At 65.7% G+C, this 22,476-nt stretch carries 16 protein-coding genes and 1 pseudogene; 9 read left to right on the forward strand and 8 right to left on the reverse strand.

The genetic code is table 11. The annotated features are described in order from the left end of the window. Nucleotides 1–250 precede the first annotated feature (250 nt). A complete protein-coding gene (locus ACVWY3_RS13575; RefSeq protein ID WP_456838897.1) occupies nucleotides 251–1,741 on the forward strand; it encodes an MFS transporter in 1,491 nt (496 codons plus the stop codon). 4 nt (nucleotides 1,742–1,745) lie between these two features. Here ACVWY3_RS13575 and ACVWY3_RS13580 read toward each other — a convergent pair whose 3' ends face one another. Genes ACVWY3_RS13580 through ACVWY3_RS13590 form a run of 3 tightly spaced genes read right to left on the reverse strand, consistent with a single transcriptional unit; the run spans nucleotide 1,746 to nucleotide 4,962 of the window. Continuing rightward, nucleotides 1,746–2,423, reverse strand: coding sequence for a response regulator transcription factor (locus tag ACVWY3_RS13580; protein ID WP_456838898.1), 678 nt, complete (start codon nucleotides 2,421–2,423; stop codon nucleotides 1,746–1,748). Next, nucleotides 2,398–2,925: an Hpt domain-containing protein gene (locus ACVWY3_RS13585; RefSeq protein WP_456838899.1), complete on the reverse strand. Its 528-nt coding sequence runs from the start codon at nucleotides 2,923–2,925 to the stop codon at nucleotides 2,398–2,400. Before ACVWY3_RS13585 ends, ACVWY3_RS13580 begins: the two co-directional genes overlap by 26 nt. A gap of 36 nt (nucleotides 2,926–2,961) precedes the next feature. Further along, nucleotides 2,962–4,962, reverse strand: coding sequence for an ATP-binding protein (locus ACVWY3_RS13590; RefSeq protein WP_456838900.1), 2,001 nt, complete (start codon nucleotides 4,960–4,962; stop codon nucleotides 2,962–2,964). A gap of 264 nt (nucleotides 4,963–5,226) precedes the next feature. Between ACVWY3_RS13590 and ACVWY3_RS13595 the strand changes: the two genes are divergently transcribed. The 3 genes from ACVWY3_RS13595 to ACVWY3_RS13605 all read left to right on the forward strand — a co-directional run bounded on the left by ACVWY3_RS13595 (nucleotide 5,227) and on the right by ACVWY3_RS13605 (nucleotide 9,945). Then, the gene (locus ACVWY3_RS13595) at nucleotides 5,227–6,972 is read left to right on the forward strand and encodes an autotransporter domain-containing protein (protein WP_456838901.1); all 1,746 of its coding nucleotides are present in this window, start codon (nucleotides 5,227–5,229) and stop codon (nucleotides 6,970–6,972) included. Between the two features lie 77 nt (nucleotides 6,973–7,049). Then, nucleotides 7,050–7,241: a hypothetical protein gene (locus ACVWY3_RS13600; protein ID WP_456838902.1), complete on the forward strand. Its 192-nt coding sequence runs from the start codon at nucleotides 7,050–7,052 to the stop codon at nucleotides 7,239–7,241. 226 nt (nucleotides 7,242–7,467) lie between these two features. After that, nucleotides 7,468–9,945, forward strand: coding sequence for an Ig-like domain repeat protein (locus ACVWY3_RS13605; RefSeq protein WP_456838903.1), 2,478 nt, complete (start codon nucleotides 7,468–7,470; stop codon nucleotides 9,943–9,945). A gap of 19 nt (nucleotides 9,946–9,964) precedes the next feature. Here the strand turns inward: ACVWY3_RS13605 and ACVWY3_RS13610 are convergent, their stop codons facing one another. Both ACVWY3_RS13610 and ACVWY3_RS13615 read right to left on the reverse strand, forming a co-directional pair. Further along, entirely contained in the window at nucleotides 9,965–10,657 is a 693-nt protein-coding gene (locus ACVWY3_RS13610) for an RlmE family RNA methyltransferase (RefSeq protein ID WP_456838904.1), read from the reverse strand. Between the two features lies 1 nt (nucleotide 10,658). Beyond that, nucleotides 10,659–11,733 (reverse strand): annotated as a pseudogene (locus ACVWY3_RS13615) (Ppx/GppA phosphatase family protein). 216 nt (nucleotides 11,734–11,949) lie between these two features. Here ACVWY3_RS13615 and ACVWY3_RS13620 point away from each other — a divergent pair. Then, entirely contained in the window at nucleotides 11,950–14,322 is a 2,373-nt protein-coding gene (locus ACVWY3_RS13620; RefSeq protein ID WP_456838905.1) for a xanthine dehydrogenase family protein molybdopterin-binding subunit, read from the forward strand. 188 nt (nucleotides 14,323–14,510) lie between these two features. Here the strand turns inward: ACVWY3_RS13620 and ACVWY3_RS13625 are convergent, their stop codons facing one another. Next, complete coding sequence (locus ACVWY3_RS13625) at nucleotides 14,511–15,311, reverse strand: hypothetical protein (RefSeq protein WP_456838906.1); 801 nt, start codon at nucleotides 15,309–15,311, stop codon at nucleotides 14,511–14,513. A 108-nt stretch (nucleotides 15,312–15,419) separates the two neighbouring features. Here ACVWY3_RS13625 and ACVWY3_RS13630 point away from each other — a divergent pair, with 108 nt between their 5' ends. From ACVWY3_RS13630 to ACVWY3_RS13640, 3 genes are all read left to right on the forward strand, one after another. Further along, nucleotides 15,420–15,923: a YaiI/YqxD family protein gene (locus tag ACVWY3_RS13630; protein WP_456838907.1), complete on the forward strand. Its 504-nt coding sequence runs from the start codon at nucleotides 15,420–15,422 to the stop codon at nucleotides 15,921–15,923. A 2-nt stretch (nucleotides 15,924–15,925) separates the two neighbouring features. After that, nucleotides 15,926–17,737: an ABC-F family ATP-binding cassette domain-containing protein gene (locus tag ACVWY3_RS13635; protein WP_456838908.1), complete on the forward strand. Its 1,812-nt coding sequence runs from the start codon at nucleotides 15,926–15,928 to the stop codon at nucleotides 17,735–17,737. A 64-nt stretch (nucleotides 17,738–17,801) separates the two neighbouring features. Further along, complete coding sequence (locus ACVWY3_RS13640; protein WP_456838909.1) at nucleotides 17,802–18,881, forward strand: D-TA family PLP-dependent enzyme; 1,080 nt, start codon at nucleotides 17,802–17,804, stop codon at nucleotides 18,879–18,881. Here the strand turns inward: ACVWY3_RS13640 and ACVWY3_RS13645 are convergent. Then, complete coding sequence (locus ACVWY3_RS13645; protein WP_456838910.1) at nucleotides 18,878–19,780, reverse strand: LysR family transcriptional regulator; 903 nt, start codon at nucleotides 19,778–19,780, stop codon at nucleotides 18,878–18,880. The two genes, ACVWY3_RS13640 and ACVWY3_RS13645, sit on opposite strands and share 4 nt — an antisense overlap. Nucleotides 19,781–19,872: 92 nt before the next feature. Here ACVWY3_RS13645 and ACVWY3_RS13650 point away from each other — a divergent pair, with 92 nt between their 5' ends. Continuing rightward, complete coding sequence (locus ACVWY3_RS13650; protein WP_456838911.1) at nucleotides 19,873–21,090, forward strand: MFS transporter; 1,218 nt, start codon at nucleotides 19,873–19,875, stop codon at nucleotides 21,088–21,090. On the opposite strand, the gene ACVWY3_RS13655 is transcribed toward ACVWY3_RS13650, so the two are convergent. After that, a complete protein-coding gene (locus tag ACVWY3_RS13655) occupies nucleotides 21,085–22,323 on the reverse strand; it encodes an NAD(P)/FAD-dependent oxidoreductase (protein WP_456838912.1) in 1,239 nt (412 codons plus the stop codon). The genes ACVWY3_RS13650 and ACVWY3_RS13655 overlap by 6 nt on opposite strands. Between the last annotated feature and the right edge of the window lie 153 nt (nucleotides 22,324–22,476).

A 22,476-nucleotide genomic window follows, 5' to 3' on the forward strand; every position in this document is an offset into this window, starting at 1 on the left:
GCTGGGATAGCCCGGGGCGGCCCACCCATTGTCATTCCGGGGCGCGACAACGTCGCGAGCCCGGAATCCATCCCGCGGCGGTCCCTGCCGCCCCCGTGGATTCGGGCTCGCGCCAGGTGCGCGCGCCGGAAATCACGCAGGGGCGAGCACAGGATTTAGGTGCTATGCGTTGATCCACAATGGTCCCCGCCGGGCGGCGGTGTTAAGCCGCAAGTCCACCCTCTCTTCTGATTTTCATTACCAATCTGTCATGGTCGACAAGCAACGCGTCATTCCGCTGATCGTGGCCACTGCTCTCTTCATGGAGAACATGGACTCGACGGTCATCGCCACCTCGCTGCCGGCGATCGCGGCCGATATCGGCACAAGCCCCCTGACGCTCAAGCTCGCCATCACCTCGTACCTCTTGTCGCTCGCGGTGTTCATCCCGGCGAGCGGCTGGACCGCGGACCGGTTCGGCGCGCGCATGGTGTTCGCGATCGCGGTCGGCGTGTTCATGGTGGGCTCGGTCGGCTGCGCGCTCTCAGGCTCGGTCACCGACTTCGTGTTCGCACGTATCCTGCAGGGCATGGGCGGGGCGATGATGACGCCGGTCGGGCGCCTCGTGCTGCTGCGCTCCGTCGACAAGAGCGCGCTGGTCAACGCCATGGCCTGGGTGACGGTCCCTGCCCTCATCGGCCCCGTGATCGGCCCACCGCTCGGCGGCTTCATCACCACGTATGCATCGTGGCACTGGATCTTCCTGATCAACATCCCGATCGGGCTGCTCGGCATCTTCATGGCGCTGAAGTTCATCGATCCCATCAAGAGCGAGACGCAGGAGCCTTTCGATCTCTACGGCATGGTGCTTGCCGGCATCGGCCTTGCCGGCATCGCGTTCGGCCTCTCCGTCGCCGGGCTCAACCTGCTGCCCTGGAGCACGGTCGCGGCGCTGGTCGTCGGCGGCTCGATCTCGATGACGCTCTACGTCATCCACGCCCGGCGGACGGGATCGCCGGTGCTCGACTTCTCGCTGCTGAAGCTGCCGACGTTGCGCGCGGCCATTTTCGGCGGCTTCATGTTCCGGCTCGGCATCGGCGCGCTGCCGTTCCTGCTGCCGCTGTTGATGCAGATCGGTTTTGGCCTGTCGCCGTTCCATTCCGGCCTCGTCACTTTCGGCTCCTCGCTCGGCGCCATGGGCATGAAGACGCTGGCGGCGCGCATCATCCGCACCTTCGGCTTCCGCAATTTGATGACGGTGAACGCGATCATCAGCGCGTTCTTCCTCGGCGTCTGTGCGCTGTTCACGGTGACGACGCCGCTCTTGATCATCATGGTGATGCTGGTGGTCGGCGGCTTCTTCCGCTCGCTGGAGTTCACCGCGATCAACACCGTCGCCTATGCCGACGTCGAGACCGCGCAGATGAGCCGGGCCACCACGCTCGTCAGCGTCAACCAGCAGCTCGCAGTGTCCGCCGGCGTCGCCGTCGGAGCCGCCTCGGTCGAGACGACGATGTGGCTCAGCCATGTCAGCGAGCTCAACGCCACCATGTTCGCGCCCGCCTTCGTCGTGGTGGCGCTGACCTCGGCGGCCTCGAGCTGGTTCTTCTGGCAGATGCCGGCGGACGCCGGCCACGAGATCTCCGGCCGCAAGGCGGTGGAGATCGCAAGCCGCAAGGGGGCAGCGAAGAGCGCCGCCAGCGCCGCCGTCAAGGCAGCGACGGAAGATACGCAGGACATGCGCGATCAGCGGCTGGGATAGAAGGCTACTGCTGCAACGGCACCAGGGCATAGCCGACACCCCGGATGGTGGTGATCGGCGCCGCCGTGCCGTCGTGCTGCATCTTGCGGCGCAGCCTCACGATCAGATTGTCGACCGTATGCTCGCTGATCTCGCGGGGATCGCGGTTGGAGATCACGTCGAGCAGGAAATCGCGGCTCAGGGGTTGCGTCATGTGGGACGCAAGGGCGACCAGGATGTTGAATTCGCCCGAGGTCAACTTGACCATGCTTCCGTCGGGACGGAACAGCTCGCGCCGGACCGGATCCAGAATCCAGCCGTCGAACGTCATGACCTTTTCCTTGGTCCGCCGCAAGACGCTGCGGATGCGGGCGAGCAGCGTGCGCAGGTTGATCGGCTTGGAGACATAGTCGTCGCCTCCCGCCTCGAGGCCCGACAGCACGTCGTCGTCCGAGTCGCGGCTGGTGACGAAGATCAGCCCGCACTGTTCGCCGAGCCGCAATTCACGCGCCAGCGCGATGCCGTCCGCATCGGGCAGATTGATATCGAGCAGAACGATGTCGGGCCGCATCGTGGCGAGTCCAGCCCGCAGCTCGCCGCCGGTTGCCATGCCGTGGACGATCATGCCCTCCTCCTTCAGGAACGCCGTCAGCATCAGCCGGATCTCCGGCGCGTCTTCAACCACGAGTACGATCGTCGACATCGGCCCCTTCGAACGCGTTGTTGATGGCTGCCGGCGCCAGCCTGCTCTGCCCGGCGACATCGAGGTCCCGCAGGACGAGCCTGATCTGCCGCCTCAGGGCCTTGACGGCTTCGTCCCGGTCGCCTCGGCTTGCGCCGGCTGCCTTGGCCGCCATCAGCGCATCATCGGCGCGCGTGGCAAGCTCGGGCATCCGCAAGTTCGCCGCGCTCCCCTTGATGCGGTGGGCGATGCCCGCAAGATCCTTCGGCGCCAGATCGTCTCGCGTCAAAGCGCGGTCCAGCTCGACGAGGCTGCTCGCGAACAACACCTGCAATTCATCGATGCGATCACGCTCGAAGACCTCTTCGAGCGCGAACGATCCGTGCGGCTGCTGGGGCGCGAGGAACGCCTCGATCTTCCAGGCGATGTCATCCGGCGCAAGGCCCGCCGCCAGCACGAGGTCGGCGCCCTCATCAAGCAGCCGCGCGGCTTCGCCTTCGGCGGGCACGCCCACGACGAACATGCCGCCGCCCTCTCCTGCTGCGCGCTGACGCAGCGATCACAGAAACCCCGACGGCGGGACGACGGCCACCATCGCCGCGAATTCCCGCGCAGACACCATCGTGCCGGCGGCTTCGAACGATTGGGCCGGAAAAACGCGAAATCCCAGCTGCTGGAGCGGAAGGTGCGTTGCCTTGCGCTCGTCGCCCACCACGAGAACGTCGCCGCCGGCTTTCAGGGATGCGCGCGGGCCGGATATGGGCCAGCGCCGGGATTGCAGCGCGGCCTCGATCGCGGCATGCAGCGCTGCGACGTTGATCGGTTTCGCCAGATGTCCATCCATGCCCGCGGCGAGGCATGCGGCGACATCCTCCGACATGACATTGGCGGTCAGCGCAACGATCGGGACCTGGCTGTGCGGAGGCGGCAGGGCCCGGATTCGACGCGTCGCCTCGAGCCCGTCCACGTCAGGCATCTGCATGTCCATCAGGACCGCATCGAACCGCGCGCTCTGCACGAGTTCGATCGCCTGCTCGCCGGACTTCACCAGCGCGATGCTGTGCCCCGCCTTTTCCAGGATCCCACGGGCGACCATCGCATTGATGGGAAGGTCCTCGACGAGCAGCAGATTGAGACGCCTGGCCTGCGAAGCCGCCGCGTCGATTGCATGGCGCTCCCCCGGCTCATGGGTTGCCGGCAGCGGCAGGCTGACGCGAAAGCGGCTACCCTGCCCCGGTGTGCTCTCGACGTCGATCTCGCCGTTCATGCCGTCGACAAGTCGCTTGCAGATCGCAAGTCCGAGCCCGGTGCCGCCGAAGCGTCGCCGGATCGACGCGTCCGCCTGCCCGAACGCCTGGAACAGATGCGCCCGTTGCTCGGGCGTGATCCCGATGCCGGTGTCGGACACGCAGAACGTGATCAGCGCTCGGTCCTGAGGTTCGGCTGTCGTGACCTCGACGGTGACACTGCCCTGGCTCGTGAACTTCACAGCATTGCCGATCAGGTTGAACAGGATCTGCCTCACGCGCGACTGATCGCCGAGCACCCATTGCGGCACGAGCGGCGAAAGCGCCAGCTGCAGGCTCAATCCCTTCTCCTGCGCGCGAGGCGTCATCAGGTGCACGATCTCGCGCAGGCCTTGCCTGAGGTCGAATGGCGCGCGCTCGTAGACCTCGGCCTGCCGTTCCAGCTTCGAGATGTCCAGGATGTCGTCTAGAATGTTGAGCAGCCCCTCCGCCGAGGATTTGATGATCGACAGGCGCTTGCGCTGCGAGGGCGGCAGCGGCTCGTCGAGCGCCAAATGCGCCATGCCGAGGATGCCGTTCATGGGCGTGCGGATCTCGTGGCTCATGACGGCAAGGAAGTCGGCCTTGACGTTCGCGGCCGCTTCCGCCGCATCTTTGGCCTCACGCAGGTCGAGGTTGACCTGCCGCTCGCGCGCGATGCGCAGATATTCCTCGCGCCGCAGCCGGTTGAACTGCGTGCGCGCCACCGCACCGACGACGTAGCCGACCGCGACGACCAGCAGGATGATCATCAGATCGAGCGGGCTCTCCGGGTCCGGCCTGAGCACCGCCCAGAACAACAGGCTGACAACGGGCGCGTAGGCGCTCATCAGCGCGACCCAGCGAAATCGCCCGGGGACACACAGGTTCAGTGCAATGGCGATCAGCGGCAGCAACAATCCGCCATGACGGGTCAGGCTCGGATGGTCGAAGACCAGCGCGTTGAGCGTGAAGAACGCGAACTGGTGCACGTACGTGATCACGACGATGCGGGGATATCTGTTCGTCCGCAGCACGGCGATCACGGCGGAAACCGCCGACAGGGCGATCAGGAGCCGCACTTCCGTGAAGAACGCCAGCCGGGGGCCGGTGAGCATCAGGAAATCCAGCGGCACGAAGGACAGGCTCGCCGCCGTCTCGGCGAAGATGCACAACAGGGCCATCGCACGTGCAGATTGCCAGACGCTTTCGGAGAACGCCTCTTCGGTCTTGCCGTCGCGAAACTCGCCGGTCTTGCCGATCAGTCCGGGAAGGTCAAATTCTACCGCCGGCATCCCGGCCAATCCTCGCGCTTACCACCTGAAGACTTTCCATTGCAGAAGTGATCCGCTCTCGTCCAGAGCCAATATCCCGAGGCGGCGCGCCTGCTCCTCGAAGATCAACCAGCGTTGATGGTTGTTTCCGCCCCTTTCGCCTACGAGCCCTGTCGATGGCCTGTGTTCGGCAGGACGTCGCACGATTGGGATTGGGGTATGATTTGCTTTTGTGTCGACGCGCACCTGCGTCTCGTCTGTTTTTGTCGGGCCATTTCGGCGACCATGCTCCGCGCGATAGCGCTGTTCGCTGTGGCGCATGTCCTCGGGACCGGTCCGGCTTTTGCGGCGACCACCTGCGCCGACATCAACAGCGGCGCCTTCAATGGGGGCGGAGCTGACAACCGGTCCACCACGGTGTCGCTGACCGCTGGCGACGTCATCACACTGAATTACACCTTCGTCGTCGACACGACGCTCTTCTACGGCATCGAACTCGGTGTCGGCGGCCATTATGCCGACGGCTCCAGCGTGGTCTCGGGCACGCTGCATGTCACCGTAACGACAACAGGCACGCAGACCTTCAGCTGGCGCTCGCTGAGCGAAGGCATGCCCTCGCGGATCGACGTCACCGTGGTATGCACCGCCGCTGTCGTTCCCGGCCCGGTCGTGACCGGCGCCAGTCCATCGTCGGGCCCTGTCGCCGGCCAGCAAACGACCGTTGTCACCGGACAGAACCTCACCGGTGCGACCTCGGTCAAATTCGGTGGCGTCAACGTGCTCGGTTTCACCGTGTTGAGCGCGACACGGATCTCGGTGGTGACGCCGCCACATGCGGCTGGCCCAGTCGACGTCACCGTAACGACGCCGCTCGGCTCAGGCACGGGCACCGCTATCTATCGCTATGCCGCCATGCCGGATCCCACCACGGATCCGACCGTGAAGGCGATGGTCGACTTTCAGGTCCACACCGTGCAGGTCATGGGGCAGCAACAGATCGACAACGTGCAGGACCGCTTGGCCGAGCTGCACAACGACGACGTACCGCTGGTCAGCAACAGGGCCTCCTTCTCACAGATGCCGGCCCCACAGCGACAATACGGCCCGCCCGCGGACGCTGCGAATGCAGGTGCCGGATCCGATGCAGCCTCGCCTCGGCAGAAGCCGCAAGATGGACAGGCGGCGCCGATCGCAGCGGTTCCCGATTCATCGCTGCGCTACTGGACTGCCGGCGCGCTGCAATTCGGCCGGGATACCACCTACGCCGACGCCAAATACAACGTGTCTTCGACCGGCATGACCGCCGGCGTCGACGCGCGCCTTGCCCGAAATCTGACAGCCGGTGTCGCCGTCGGCTTCGGCATCGATCGTGCGACGATCGGAAGCAACGGCTCGCGGATCAATGCGAATGTCTGGTCGGCGCAGGCCTATGCCAGCTACCGCGTGGCGCCGTTCTGGTTCATCGACGCCATCCTCGGTTACGCGGCAGGCCGCCTCGCAAACTATCGTTACGACAGCACGGCGTTGGCGTTCGGCTCGGGGGACAGGTCGGCCGGCGATCTCTTCGGCTCGCTGTCCATCAACCACGAGGTCAAGTTCGATCGCTGGAAGATCGCGCCTTATGCGCGGCTCGACCTGCAATGGCTCCGGCTCGACGGCTACGCCGAGACCGGCGCGGGCATCTACAATTTGACCTTCAATCGGACCTCGGCCGTCGATGCCGCCGGCGTACTCGGGACGAGGTTCAGCCATGTGATGGACACTTCGGCCGGCGCCCTTAAATCGAGCCTCGAGCTCGCCTATCGCCACAGCTTCAACGGCGCCTACACGCAGATTGCCTATTACAGCTTCGATGCGGCGACGGCCTACAGCCTGTTCGGTCTGGCAGAGAAGCGCGACCAGGCCCTCATTGGTCTCGGTCTCGAACTGCAGGTGAACAAATCGCTCAGCCTCAGCGCGCGATTCGACGAGCTGATCGCAAACCAGGCGAGGAGCGAGAGCGGCCGGGCACAAGTCAAGTTCGCGTTCTGAGGACGACGGTATTGCGGCCTCGGTCCCAATCTCACGCACACCAGACGATTTTCAACACGGGGTCCGGAGGCCCAGACATGATCGATGCAAGCAGTACCGCGCGCGCCAGGTTGACCAGCCGGCGCCCAGCCCAGAATGAAACGGCCTGGCTCCTGGCCATAGCCGCCGCATTTCTGATCGTCCATGTCGCTGCCTTGACGATCTTCCAGCGCGCCTTCGCAGGCCAGACACCTCCTTGGCAATCGGCGATATCGGAGCTGTGCGACTAACCTTGACGGCGCCGATTCTAAGTGCCGGGCAAGCCGACCCAATCCACAACATCAACCCGCATTGATGGTGGATTCCGCGCTCCTCGCCTAACTGGGCATCGGACGATCCAGACACGCAAGGTCGTGTGTCGCGCGAATTTGCAGGCCGTTCGAAGGCCGCACATCCCGCCCGTGGCGGGTCCGCCGAAACGAGTCTTCGGCCTGGGTCCGTACGAGGGGCGGGAAAATGATCTCTGTCTATTTCGACATGCTTGCGTGCCGCAGCCGGCTTCACCTGCGGCAGCCAAGCTTCTCCGCGATGTTGGCGCTCTTCGCGTTCTTCATCATGCAGGGCACGGCCTGTGCCAACCGGACGCTGCCGAACGCAACGGTCGGTACGGCTTATTCCCAATCCACCACGGTCTACACCGACACTGTCTCGTGTAATCCCCAGGCCTGGGGGTTCAACAATTTTCCGGGCGTCACTTTCACCAACACCACCAACCCTTTCGGTTCGAAGACCTGCTCCTTCTCGTTGACCGGTACGCCCACCGCGGCAGGGACAGTCACCGGCTTCTTTACCTTCTTGACCGGGTCGGGGAACCACCCGCCGGATTCCACGACGGGTGCGAGTTTCATCCTCTATTATCAGCTCACGATCGATAAGACGTCACCGACTCTCTCCGTTTCGCCCTCGCCTTCGCCGGTCGCCTATGCCAGCCCGCTCACGCTGACGGCGACGTTGAGCAACAGCTACTCGCCCACCGGAACAGTCACCTTCTATGATGGCGGGACCTCGATCGGCACTGCGACCGTCTCCGGCACGACCGCCAGCCTGACGGTGAGCACCCTTTCGGTCGGCTCGCATACGATCACAGCGAGCTATGATGGCGATTCCAACAACAACACCGCGACGGGCGGGACGGCCGTGACGGTGACACAGGCGACGCCCTCCATCGCAGTCAACGCCTCCTCCACGCCCGCGAGCAATGGCATGTCGGTCGCGGTGGTCGCGGCGGTCACTGGCGCAGGCTCCCCGACCGGCACCGTGACTTTCTACGAAGGCTCGACACAGCTCGGCAGCGCCACCCTCTCGGGCTCGAGTGCCATCCTGATGCTCTCCTCTTATCCGCTGGGCGCGCACACGTTCACCGCGATCTACAATGGCGACACCAACAACGCCTCCGTGACGTCGGCCGCGGCTACGATGTCAGTCGTCAAGGCCGCCACGACGCTCTCGGTCGCGAGCTCGACGACATCACCGGCCGTGGCACAATCGGTCACCCTTACCGCGACGCTGTCGAGCGCGATTTCGCCGACGGGTGCCATCACGTTCAAGGATGGCACGACCGTTCTCGGAACCGCGACGGTGTCGGGCACGACGGCAATCCTCACGACGCTGGCCCTGGCGATGGGCGCGCATTCGATCACGGCCGTGTATGCGGGCGATGGCCACAATGCGGCGGCGACGTCGAGCGCGATCACGCTGACCGTGGGCCGTTCCGATCCGACCAGCGACGCGACCGTGCGTGGGCTGGTCAGCTCCCAAGTGTCGAGTGCCGTGCGGTTTGGCCAAACCCAGATCGCCAACGTCTTCAGCCGTTTCGAGGCGCTGCATGAAGAAGACGATAGCGAAGCAAGCAGCGGCGGCAGTAGCAGCCAGGCTTCTCGGAGCGGCGCCGCGAACGAAACGGTCGCCTCCGCGGGCGGCCTCGGTGGCAGCCGGACGGCCGGTCCGCTCAACAGCCAGGCGGATGCTGCTCCAGCCCTTGCCTATGCGGGTGACCTGCCGATCCACATCCCCGCCACGCAGAGCGACGCCGGCCGCGCCATCAGCCAGCTCTCGGCCGCGCTGCCGCAAGCCATGGACGCGCTCAACAAGACCAATGCGCTGCCGTTCCATGTCTGGGCCTTCGGCACTGTCGGCTTCGGCCGTCTGCGCAGCGACGACAGCTTCGACAATCGCTTCACCTCGTCAGGCCTGACGCTCGGCTTCGACCGCCGCATCACGGACGGACTGAAGGCGGGCGCGGCGTTCGGTTTGGGCCTTGATCGGAGCGAGATCGGCAGCGACGGCTCGCGGATCGATGCGCGCAATTTCGATGCGACGCTCTACGCAAGCTGGCGCTTCCTGCCGCACACCTATCTCGACGTCGCCGGTGGCTATGGCGCCCTGCGCTTCGACAGCAAGCGCTGGTCGAGCGACGGCAACGTCATGCTGTCAGGAACACGCTCGGGCAGCGTCGTGTTCGGCTCGGTTGGCGTAAGCCATGTATCCAGATGGGACGGCTTCAGGCTGTCGTCCTACGGCCGCCTCGACGTTATCAGGGTAACGCTCGACGGTTACGCCGAAACGGGTTCGAGCGCATGGGCGCTGAGCTACGACAGGATGAACACGACGAACATCGCGAGCGTGCTCGGTGGACGCCTCGCCTACCCGATCCTGCAGAGTTGGGGCGTGCTGACGCCGACCACCCGCGCGGAATGGCGGCATGCCTTCGACGGCAGCTATGTGCAGGGCCTGAACTACGTCGATCTTGTCGGCCTGAGCTCCAACTACACGATCTCAGGCACGTCCACGGCGCGCGACACGCTCACCGGCGGGCTTGGCCTGCGAGCCGAGGTCGGCGGCGCGCTCAGCCTCGATCTCGAATATCTGCTGACGAGCTCGGCCAGCGGGATCGAAAGCCAGCGGGTGCGCGGCGCGATGAAGTACGGCTTCTGAGAGGAAGGGACGTCCGCGCCTAAGCCTCGCCCCGCGCGCCACCGCGAAATCCCGTCGCCAGCACATACCGTTCCGACGAGTCCTGACGGCTTGCCGCCGGCTTGACGTGACGCACCGTTGCAAAATCGCGCTTGAGCTGGGCGAGCAGATCGGCGTCGGCACCGCTCTGGAACGTCTTGGCCAGGAAAGTCCCGCCGGGCTTGAGCACGTCGCAGGCAAACGCCGCCGCCGTCTCGACCAGGCCGACGATGCGGAGCTGGTCGGTCTTGCGATGCCCGGTGGTGTTGGCGGCCATGTCGGACATCACGACGTCGGCCTTGCCACCCAGCATTTCTGTAAGCTTGTCAGGCGCATCATTGTCCATGAAATCGAGCTGCGCGAAATCGACGCCGACGATCTCCGGCATTTCCAAGAGATCGATGGCGACGACCTTGCCCTTGCCCTCCGCGGAGCCAACGCGCTTGGCGGCGATCTGGCTCCAGCCGCCGGGCGCAGCGCCAAGATCGACCACGGCCATGCCTGATTTCAGCAGCCGGAACTTGTCATCGATCTCGAGTAGCTTGAACGCGGCGCGCGAGCGATAGCCTGCCGCCTTGGCCTTCGCGACATAGGGATCGTTGAGCTGCCGTTCCAGCCACAGCTTCGACGACAGCTTGCGCTTGCCGCCGGTCTTGACCTGGACGTGCAAGCGGCCGGTGGTGTCTTTCGCCATCTCACCAGCTCCGAATCGCGCCGTCCTCGCGCATCATCTCGACCAGCATGCCTTCGCGCAGGCCGCGGTCGGCGACGCGCAGGCGCGGCAGCGGGAAGGCGCGGCGGATCGCATCGAGGATGGCGCAGCCGGCGAGCACGAGATCGGCGCGTTCGACGCTGATGCAGCTGTTGCCGGCGCGCTCCTCGTAGCTCATGCCGAGCAGCTTGTTGATGGTCGCGGTGATATCGGCATCGTTCATCCAGATGCTGTCGATGCGGCGACGGTCGTAGCGCGGCAGGTTGAGATGGATGCCGGCAAGCGTCGTCACCGTGCCCGAGGTGCCGAGCAGGTGCATATCCATGAGGTCGCGGCCGTGCTCCTCCGCGAAGGGGGCGACGTGGCTGGCCACCTCGCGCTCCATCGCGGCATAGATCTCCGGCGTCACGTCGCGGCCGCCGAACTGTTCGGCGAGCGTAACCACGCCATAAGGGATCGACATCCAGGCCTTGATGCGCGGTTCCGGATTTTCCGGATCGCGCTCGATCCGCACCAGCTCGGTCGAGCCGCCGCCGATGTCGAACAGGATCGCGCCCCTGCCCCTGGGATCGACCAGCGGCGAGCAGCCGAGCACGGCGAGCGCGGCCTCGGTCTCGCGGTCGATCACCTCGAGTTCGATGCCGGTCTCGGCCGCGACGCGGGCTGCGGAAACCTTCGGCGTTGGAGGCGGCGCGGCAGGCTTCGGTCGCGATCAGCCGCAGCCGCCGCGCCTTGCGCAGATTGATCTTGTCGCGGCAGATGCTGAGCGCGGCGATGGCGCGCTCGATCGCGGCCTCGCTGATGCATCCGGTCGCCGAGACCCCCTCGCCGAGCCGGATGATCCGCGAGAAGGAATCGACCACGCGAAATCCGTCGTGGGTCGGACAGGCGATCAGCAGCCTGCAATTGTTGGTGCCGAGGTCCAGCGCCGCGTAGACGCCGGTTCCGGCGGCCTGCACGGGGACGGCAGGCTCGGTGGCCAACGCCACCGCCGCCATCGACCCCTCCAGCTCACCGTGCGGCACATGGCCGTCGCGGAGCCGCGTGTGGTCATTCATACAAACTGTCTTTCCACGACCTCAGGGGGCCGATCCGGAATTGCTTTTTCGCCTGAAACATTAGCAGCGCGGCAGGCCTGCGCAACATCGCATCACATAGGACCATGCCCATTCGTGCGTTGTCGTGAACGGGCCCCTGGGCTATCTGAAAGAGGGTCCGGCCCCCTCCACGCGCCCCGCGAAATCGCGCAAATGCCGGCTTTTCAGGTCATTTCCATGCAAGAACACACCAAATCCTCCACGCTCGAAAACGCTATTGCACTGCAAAAATACGGCGTCGGGCAGCCGGTCCGCCGCAAGGAGGACGACACGCTGGTGCGCGGCAAAGGCCGCTACACCGACGATTTCAACCTGCCCGGCCAGGCCTATGCAGTGATCGTCCGCTCGACCCATGCCCACGGCATCATTCGCGGCATCGGCATCGCCGCCGCCAAGGCGATGCCGGGCGTGCTAGGGGTGTGGACTGGAACCGACCTCGACGCCGCCGGCTATGGCCCCTTCACCTGCGGCCTGCCGCTGAAGAGCCGTGACGGCTCGCCCCTGCTCCAGACCAACCGTCAGCCGCTCGCGACCGACAAGGTCCGCTTCGTCGGCGATCCCGTCGCTTTCGTGGTCGCTGAGACGCTGGCGCAGGCGCGCGATGCCGCCGAAGCGGTCGAGCTCGATATCGAGCCGCTGCCCGCGGTGACCGATCCCGAGGAGGCCGCCAAACCCGGCGCGCCGCAGCTTTACGACCACATCCCGAATAATGTCGCGCTCGACTACCATTATGGCGACACGGACAAGGTCAACGCGGCCTTCGCCGGCGCCGCTCACGTGACCAAGCTTGATATCGAGAACACCCGCGTCGCCGTGGTCTCGATGGAGCCGCGCGTGGGGCTGGCCTCCTACGACAAGAAGACCGAGCGTTACACGCTTCAGGTGCCGACGCAGGGCGTTGCCGGCAACCGCGCCAACCTCGCCAAGAACCTGAAGGTACCGAACGAGAAAGTGCGCATCCTCACCGCCAATGTCGGCGGCTCCTTCGGCATGAAGAACGTCAACTATCCCGAATACATGTGCATCCTGTACGCGGCGAAGGAACTAGGACGCCCGGTGAAGTGGCTGGACGAGCGCTCGACCAGCTTCCTCTCCGACAGCCACGGGCGCGCACAGAAGATCCATGCCGAGCTCGCGCTCGATGCCGAGGGACACTTCCTCGCGGCGAAGCTTTCGGGTTACGGCAATCTCGGTGCCTACATCACCGGCGTCGCGCCGAGCCCGCTTTCGCTCAACACCGCCAAGAATTTCTCCAGCGTCTACCGCACGCCGCTGATGGCGGTCGACATCAAGACGGTGCTGACCAATACCACGCTGATGGGCGCCTATCGCGGCGCCGGCCGGCCCGAAGCGAACTACTATATGGAGCGGCTGATCGACCGAGCCGCCGACGAGATGGGCATCAACCGCCTCAGTTTGCGCAAGCGCAACTTCATCAAACAGAACCAGATGCCGTTCGCCGCGTCCTCCGGCGTCACCTATGACAGCGGCGACTTCCAGGCGGTGTTCAACAAGGCGCTCGAAATCTCCGATTACGAGAATTTCGCCAAGCGCAAGAGAGAGAGCAAGAAGGCCGGCAAGCTGCGCGGCATCGCGGTCGGCTCCTATCTCGAGGTCACCGCGCCGCCGAGCGTCGAGCTAGGCAAGATCGTGTTCGATCCTGACGGCACCGTGCAGCTCATCACCGGCACGCTGGACTACGGCCAGGGCCACGCCACGCCGTTCGCGCAGGTGCTGTGCGAGCAGCTCGGGGTGCCCTTCGAGAGCGTCAAGCTGGTGCAAGGCGACAGCGACATCGTCCACGCCGGCAACGGCACCGGCGGCTCGCGCTCGATCACCGCGAGCGGCATGGCGATCGTGGGCGCCGCCAAGCTCGTCATCGAAAAAGGCAAGCGTGCCGCCGCGCACATGCTGGAGGCCTCCGAAGCCGACATCGAGTTCGAAGGCGGCAGCTTCACCATCGCCGGCACCGACCGCAGCATCGATATCATGGAGCTGGCGAGGAAGCTGCATGACGGCAAGGTGCCGGAGGGCGTGCCTGACTCACTCGACGTGGACCACACCAGCGAGCCGGTGCCGTCGGCCTTCCCGAACGGCTGTCACGTCGCCGAGGTCGAGATCGATCCTGACACCGGCGTGGTGGAGATCGTGCGCTACAGCGCCGTCAACGACTTCGGCACCGTGATCAATCCGATGCTGGTCGCCGGTCAGCTCCATGGCGGCGTCGTCCAGGGCATCGGCCAGGCGCTGATGGAGCACATCCGTTACGACGAGAGCGGCCAGCCGATCACGGGCTCGCTGATGGACTACGCCCTGCCGCGCGCCGGGGACGTGCCGAACATGACGGTCGGCGATCACCCGGTGCCGGCGACGACCAACCCGCTTGGCAGCAAAGGCTGCGGCGAAGCAGGCTGCGCCGGCAGCCTGTCGACGGTGGTGAACGCGGTGCTCGATGCATTGTCGGACTACGGCGTCAAGCACATCGACATGCCGCTAACGCCGGAGAGGGTGTGGCGGGCGATCCAGGAGGCGAAGGGGAAGGCGGCGTAAGGGCCGGGGCTCCTTTGCTTGTACAGGAGCAGTCGCTGCCTCCACGCTCACAACTGTCATCGCCCGGCTCGACCGGGCGATCCAGTATTCCAGAGACGGCGCGGCTAGAAGCGATAAGCCGCGGCGTACTGGATGCCCCGCCTTCGCGGGGCATGACACCCGCTTGTGAGGATGCATGTTGCTCCCGCCTACGCCGCCGCCTGCTCGCGTGGCTGGTAGATCGCGGTATGCTGGCAATGCGCAATCGGCGTCGTGTCGTTGGCGACGACCAGCGCGTCGAGTTCGACGAAGCGGTGCCCCTTCTTCTCGTAATTCGCCGTGACCTTCGCCCGCGCGGTGATCTCATCGCCGGTGCGCGCGGCGGACAACAGCTGCATGCGGCTACCGACATGGATCCACGGGCCCAGAATGGTGTTGTCGACCAGCACACGGTTCATCACGCGCTGGATCAGGCCGGGATGGCCGAGCCCCTCGCGCGCGAAGATCGGGTCGGTCTCCCTGATGTCGGCGAGATAGTCGGTCGCGTCCTGGCCGGCCCAGCGGCGCGGCATCGTGCCGAGCCATTTGCCCGTCTCGAACGTCGCCGGGCTGACCGGCTTGCGCTCGGCAACTGCGGAGACCTCGACATAGTCGCCTCGTGCCACCGCTGGAGCTGCCGCGGGCAGCGAGGCGATCCCTGTCGCGCAAAGCTCGGTGCGGCTGAACACCTCGATCGTGAGCAGCCCGTTGTGCTCGGTCGCATCCACGTCGGCCGTCTCGCCGTCATAGACCGGCTTGATGAAGCGGGCCTCGACCAGCCCGCGGGAGAGGAAATCGCGGCCCCAGCACGCGATCGGCACGTGCATCATGTAGGCGAAGACGTCGACGCCCGGGACCAGCCCGCCGGAAAAGCCGAAGCGGCGCGCCACCGTGTCATCATGCATCTTGTTTTCGGACTGTTTGGCGGTGTTGTAGGCCTCGACGCGCCAGGTTTCGAGCCGGTTCGGCATTAGGTCGTCTTTCCCTGTGTTTTTGTTGTTGGAGGCGCAATCGTAGGCCCCCGGGAACAGCCGTCAATCCCCTCGCCTTTGCGGCCCGAATGGGGTACCACGCGGCCAATGACTGACGCCCCCACCCGCATCTATGTCGACGCCGATGCCTGTCCGGTGAAGGACGAGATCTACCGCGTCGCGCTCCGGCACGGCGTGCCCGTGAGCGTGGTCGCCGGCAATTTTATCCGCGTGCCGCAGGACCCGATGATCGAGCGCATCGCGGCAGGTAACGGCATGGACGCGGCCGATGACTGGATCGCGGAGCGGGCCAAGCCGGGTGACGTGGTCATCACCTCCGACATTCCGCTGGCGAGCCGCTGCGTGAAGGCCGGCGCAGACGTGATCGCGCCGAACGGGAAACCGTTCACCGAGGAATCGATCGGGATGACGCTAGCAGTCCGCAATCTGATGACGGATCTGCGCTCGGCCGGCGAAGTCACCGGCGGCCCGCGATCGTTCTCGCCGCGCGACCGTTCCGCCTTCCTTTCGGCGCTCGACCAGACGCTGCGCCGGATCCAGCGTCGCCGCACTGAGGCAGCCGCAACGAGCCAGAATTTGAGTCAAGGCTAATCATGGCGCCGCCGCTGATCCAACTGAAAGACATCAGACTGACCTTCGGCGGCACGCCGCTGCTATCGGGCGTCGAGCTCAATGTCGCGCCTTCCGAGCGCGTCTGCCTGATCGGCCGCAACGGCTCCGGCAAATCGACGCTGTTGAAGATCGCGGCCGGGCTGGTCGAGCCCGATAGCGGCACGCGCTTCGTGCAGCCCGGCGCCACAGTGCGCTATCTGCCGCAGGAGCCGAATTTCGGCGCGTACAAGACTACGCTCGCTTATGTCGAGGCCGGGCTCGCCCCCGGCGACGATCAACACCAGGCGCGCTATCTGCTGGAGCAGCTTGGCCTCACTGGCGACGAGAGCCCGCACAATCTTTCCGGCGGCGAGGCCCGCCGCGCGGCGCTGGCCTATGTGCTGGCACCCTCGCCCGACATCCTGCTCCTGGACGAGCCGACCAACCATCTCGATCTCTCCACCATCGAATGGCTGGAACAGGAGCTCGACTCCAGGCGCAGCGCGCTGGTGATCATCAGCCACGACCGCCGCTTCCTCACCAACCTGTCGCGCTCGACCGCCTGGCTCGACCGCGGCAAGATCAAGCAGATCGACCGCGGTTTTGCCTCGTTCGAGAGCTGGCGCGACGAGGTGCTGGCCGAGGAAGAGCGCGACCAGCACAAGCTCGACCGCAAGATCGTCGACGAGGAGCACTGGCTGCGTCACGGCGTCTCCGGGCGCCGCAAGCGTAACGTCAAGCGGCTCGCCAACCTGCATGCGCTGCGCGACCAGCGCCGCAACTATCGCGGCACCGCCGGCGCCGCCACGCTCGCCGCGGCGGAAGCCGAGCAATCCGGCAAGCTGGTGATCGAGGCCAAGGGCATCACCAAGGCCTATGGCCAGCGCAAGATCGTCGAGAACTTTTCGACCCGCATCCAGCGCGGCGACCGGCTCGGCATCATCGGCCCGAACGGCGCCGGCAAGACCACGCTGGTCAACCTGCTCACCGGCGGGATCCAGCCCGACGCCGGCACGGTGCGGCTCGGCGCCAATCTCGAGGTGGCAACCCTCGACCAGCACCGCGAAAGCCTCGATCCGAAATCGACGTTGGCGGAAGCGCTGACCGGCGGCCGCGGCGACCACGTCATGGTCGGCGGCAAGCCGAAGCACGTGGTCGGCTACATGAAGGACTTTCTGTTCGCGCAGGAGCAGCGCGGCACGCCGCTGGAGGTGCTTTCCGGCGGTGAGCGGGGCCGCCTGATGCTGGCGCGAGCGCTGGCAAAGCCATCGAATCTCCTGGTGCTGGACGAGCCGACCAACGATCTCGACCTGGAGACGCTCGACGTGCTCGAGGAGATGCTCGGCGACTATGAGGGCACCGTCATCCTGATCAGCCACGACCGCGACTTCCTCGACCGCGTCGTCACCTCCGTGATCGCGCCAGAGGGTAACGGCAAGTGGATCGAATATGCCGGCGGCTACAGCGACATGCTGAGCCAGCGCGGCGCGGACCTGAAGCGCGAGACGGCGAAGGCGCAGCCAATAGCGGAGAAGCGAGAGGACCGCCCTGCTCCGGCCGCGTCGGCGCCCAAGCGAAAGCTGAGCTTCAACGAGAAGCACGCGCTGGAGACGCTGCCGAAGAGGATGGAAACGCTCCAGGCCGATATTGCAGAATTACAGCGCGTGCTCGACGACCCCAACCTCTATGCCAGGGATCGCAAGAAATTCGACGATACGTCGGCTGCGATCGCGAAGGCACATGAGGAACTATCTGCCGCCGAAGAGCGCTGGCTCGAACTGGAAATGCTTCGCGAAGAAATTGAACAGGCTTAGCGCGTATTTCGCAAAAGTGGGCACCGGTTTTGCGATCAGAATATGCGCCAACTAGAGGACTTCCATGACCACTCCCCTCGCCGCCAAGATCGCCCGCGAATACGGCACTCCCTGCGCCGTCATCGACATGGACAAGGTCGAGCGTAACATCGCGCGCATCCAGAGGGCCTGCGATGACGCGGGCATCGCCAACCGCCCGCACATCAAGACGCACAAGAACCCGACCATCGCGAAGATGCAGGTCGCGGCCGGCGCCAAGGGCATCACCTGCCAGAAGATCGGCGAGGCCGAGATCATGGCCAATGCCGGCATCGACGACATCCTGATCAGTTACAATCTGCTCGGCGAAGAGAAGATGGCGCGGCTCGGCGCGCTGAATGCCAAGACCAAGATGACGGTTGCCGCCGACAATTCGACTGTGGTCGCCGGCCTGCCCAAAGCGGCCGCGGCCTCGGGCCGTCCGCTCTCGGTCGTGGTCGAATGCGACACGGGCCGCAAGCGCGCGGGCGTCGAGACGCCGGCGGAAGCGATTGCGCTGGCACGCGAGATCGCTGGCTCCAAGGGCCTCGAGTTCGCAGGCTTCATGCTCTATCCGACCGAGACCGGCTGGGGCGATGCGCAGAAGTTCTTCGACGAAGCGCTGGCCGGCGTGCGCGCGCACGGGCTGGACGCAAAAATCGTCTCGACCGGTGGCACGCCGAACCTCGTCAATATCGGCAAGCTCAAGGGCGGCACCGAGCATCGCTTCGGCACATACATCTACAACGATCGCATGCAGGTCGCTGCCGGCTCCGCCACCTGGGACGACTGCGCGCTGCACATCTATTCGACAGTGGTGAGCCGCGCCGCGCCTGAGCGCGGCATTCTGGATGCCGGCTCGAAGACGCTGACCACGGACACCGGCGGTCTCGATGGCCACGGCCTGATCCTGGAGCACCCCGAAGCCAAAATCGCGAAGTTCGCCGAAGAGCACGGCTTCCTCGACCTCTCCCGCAGCAACACCCGGCCCAACGTCGGCGACGTCGTCCGCATCGTGCCGAACCACGTCTGCGTCGTCGTCAACATGATGGACGAGGTGGTGATGGTGCGCGGCGAGGAGATCATAGGCACGCTGCCGGTGGCCGCGCGCGGGAAGCTGCGCTAGGCGCGAATGAGCGCCTGTAGCTCCCGATCCAGGCGTTCACGGAACAGGTTGATGGGGCGGGCCAATCGACCGGCCGGCGGGCGATGCACCAGCCATGCGCGCACGGCAGGATTGAAGTCCCGCGCAGCAATTGGCTTGAGCTTGTCGCGAAACGCGCTGCGCTTCAATGCGAGCGGCGTCACCAGGCCGACCCCGAGGCCGCGCGCTACGAGGGAGAGGCGAAGCTCGCTGTCAAGCGCTTCCACGGCAACCGTAAATGGCAAATGCTCGGCATCGAAGCGGCGCTTGAGGGTGTCGCGGAATCCGCAGCCATCCTGGTTGATGACCCATGAGAGCTGCGACAGGCGCGCGAGGTCGATAGTGCGCGGAATCTTCATCCCGCGCGCGACGACGAACACAACGGGCTGCGAACCGAGATCGTCAGCAACGAGATCGGCGGGCGGCGCGGCCCCGTCGGGCAGGCAGATCGCTGCGGCATCGAGTTCGTTGCGGCTGACCCGCTCGACCTGGCTGGGCGACCAGCCCGAGACGACGCGCACGCTGAGTGCCGGAAATTCGGCACGCACGGCATCGAGCGGCGCGCTCAACCCTGCCTCTGAGAGAAACGGCGTGAGGCCGAGCCTGAATTCGCCGCGCACCACGCCGTCATTGGCGACGCCTGACTTGAGGTCATCGAGCATCCGAAGAAGGCGCCGGCCCTGCTCATAAGCCTCGTGGCCAGCCGCCGTCGGCTTCAACGGCTTAGAGAGCCGATCGAGCAGTTGTGCCCCGAGCATCTCCTCGAGATTCTGGATGCGCCGGGTCACGCCGGGCTGCGTGAGATTGAGTCGGGCTGACGCCGCCACGATCGATCCGGTCTCCACCACTGCGACGAAGGCGACGAGGTCATGAGTGTTCATAACTAACTCGCATATTCTTTATAGGCTTAATTGAATTGTAGCATATTGGCCGACCCGCTTAAAGAGGACCCGCACCCAGCCCGCGAGGTCCCATGACCATCTCCGAAAGCGCCAAGCTCGCGTCCGGAAACCAGCTCGCCGAACGATCGCTGATCTGGCTCGGCGCCATGACGACCGGCGTCGTCGTCACCAATCTGTTCGCGCCGCAAATCCTGGTTGGCCTGATCGGCCGATCCCTGGCCATGACCACCTTTCAGGCCGGCCTCGTCAGCACGTTGACCGTGCTCGGCTACGCGCTCGGCCTGTTGTTGCTGGTCCCCCTTGTCGATCTCATCGAGAACCGGCGTCTGATCGTGCGCACACTCGTCTGCGCCATCGTCGCGGCCCTCGCGACCGCACTGGCGCCGTCACCTTCGCTCTTGTTGCTCGCCACGTTTGTTCTCGGTGCTTCGTGCGCGGCCATCCAGATGACCGTTCCATTGGTCGCATCCATGGTGGCGCCGGAACGCCGCGGCCAGGCGATCGGCGAAGTTATGAGCGGACTGATGATCGGGATCCTGCTGTCGCGGCCTGCCGCAAGCCTGATCGCCGATCTCTGGAGCTGGCGTGCTTATTATCTCGTCTCAGCCATTCTGATGACGCTGCTCGCCGGCGCTCTCGGCCGCTACCTGCCGATGCTGCAGCCGGCTGGATGCGTGAGCTATGGCGAATTGCTGCGCTCGTTCCCCAAACTGTTGCAGGAAGAGCCTGTGCTGCGCGTGCGCGCCTGGACCGCCTCCCTCGTCATGGCATCGTTCACCGCATTCTGGTCCGCGATCGCGCTGCGCCTGCCGGATGCACCATTCGCTCTGGACGCCAAGGGCATTGCGGCGTTCGCGCTGATTGGCGTTGCGGGAGCCGCGGCGACGCCGTTCGCCGGACGTTGGGGCGACAAGGGCTGGGCACGGCCGCTGTTCTTCGCGGCCCATCTGTGCATCATCGGCTCGCTCGCGCTCTGCGCCTGGGCCGGTGCGATGGAGTCCCGCATGGCGGCTCTGCTGGTGTTGAGCCTCGGCACGATCCTGCTCGACGTCGGCATCACGGCCGACCAGACGCTCGGACGCCGGGCTGTCAATCTGCTCCGACCCGAAGCGCGCGGCCGCATCAACGGCCTGTTCGTGGCGCTGTTCTTCATCGGCGGAGGCGTCGGCTCCGCGGCGGCCTCGCTGGCCTGGAGTTACGGCGGATGGACTGCGGTCTGCGTCGTCGCGGCGAGCTTTGGCGTGCTCGGTCTCCTCACCGATCTTCTGACCAGGACCGGCACATCATGATCGAGACGGCGCAAGCCATCGCAGCACGCCCCCGCCCGCGGCCGCTCCCGTCGCAAACGACGCCTGGAGCAGATAGCCCCCGGTCGGGGCTTCCCAGTCCAGCATCTCGCCGGCCGCGAACATGCCGGGCAATTTGCGCAACATGAAACGGTCGTCGAGCTCGTCGAAGGCAATCCCGCCTGCGGTCGAGATGGCGCGGTCGATCGGGGCGACACCGGTGAGCTGGACCGGAATCGCGTTCACGAGATGCGCCAGCTCCGCCGGCGAGAACGAGGCCAGTTGCCGCCCCGACGCAATGGCCGCCTCCTGCATCAGGCCCATGCCGACCGGCGACAATTGCGCCGCCTTGCGCAGGAAGTTTGCCAGCGATTGCTTGCCGCGCGTGCCCGACAGACGCTTGGTCAGCCCGGCGAGGTCGAGGTCCGGTCGCAACGCGATTGTCAGCGTCGCCAGGCCGAGGCCCAGCACCGCCTCACGCAGCTCGGCCGAGAGCGCGTAGATCGCCCCGCCTTCGATGCCGCTGCGCGTGATCATGGCTTCGCCGCGTACCGTATGTGCACCGACCGTCAGCCCCACGCCCTTGAGCGGCTGGCCCTCGAAGCGGTCGCGGAACACTTCGGACCATGCGACCGTGAAGCCGGAATTGGCCGGCCGCAGCTTTGAGATGGCGATGCCCTTCGCGGCGAGAGGACCGACCCAGCCACCGTCCGATCCGAGCCGCGGCCAGCTTGCGCCACCGAGGGCCAGCACCGTGGCACTCGCTGCAACCGCCGAGTTGCCGCTGGGCGTTTGAAACAGCAATCGCCCTTCCGCGTCCCAGCCGGTCCAGCGATGCCGAAACGCAAACCGTACGCCGGCCACACCGAGCCGCCGCAGCCAGGCGCGCAGCAACGGCGAGGCCTTGAATGCTTTCGGAAACACCCGCCCGCTACTGCCAACGAAGGTCGGCTCGCCCAGCGCTTCGCTCCAGGCGCGCAACGCCTCAGGCGGAAACGCCTGGATTGCGGCGCGCAAGTGCGGCATCGCCTCGCCGTAGCGCGCGAGGAAATCCTGGAGCCGCTCGCTGTGGGTGAGATTGAGCCCGCCGCGGCCGGCCATCAGGAATTTGCGGCCCGCGGACGGCATGGCGTCATACACGGTGACGCGGGCGCCGCCCTGCGCCAGCACCTCCGCCGCCATCAAGCCGGCGGGCCCGGCGCCGATGACGGCGATGTGGGTGTCAGGTGAGGTCATGGCGGGAGTTTAGGGCAGGCCGAGCATCAAACAACACATCGTCATGCCCGGGCAAAAGCGCGAAGCGCGTCTTCGCGCTAGATGTCCTGGGCATCCACGAGAGCCAAGCACGCGGCGCCAAAGACGTGGATGGCGGGCCAAGCCCGGCCGTGA

The sequence above is a fragment of the Bradyrhizobium sp. USDA 4486 genome, assembly GCF_054057995.1.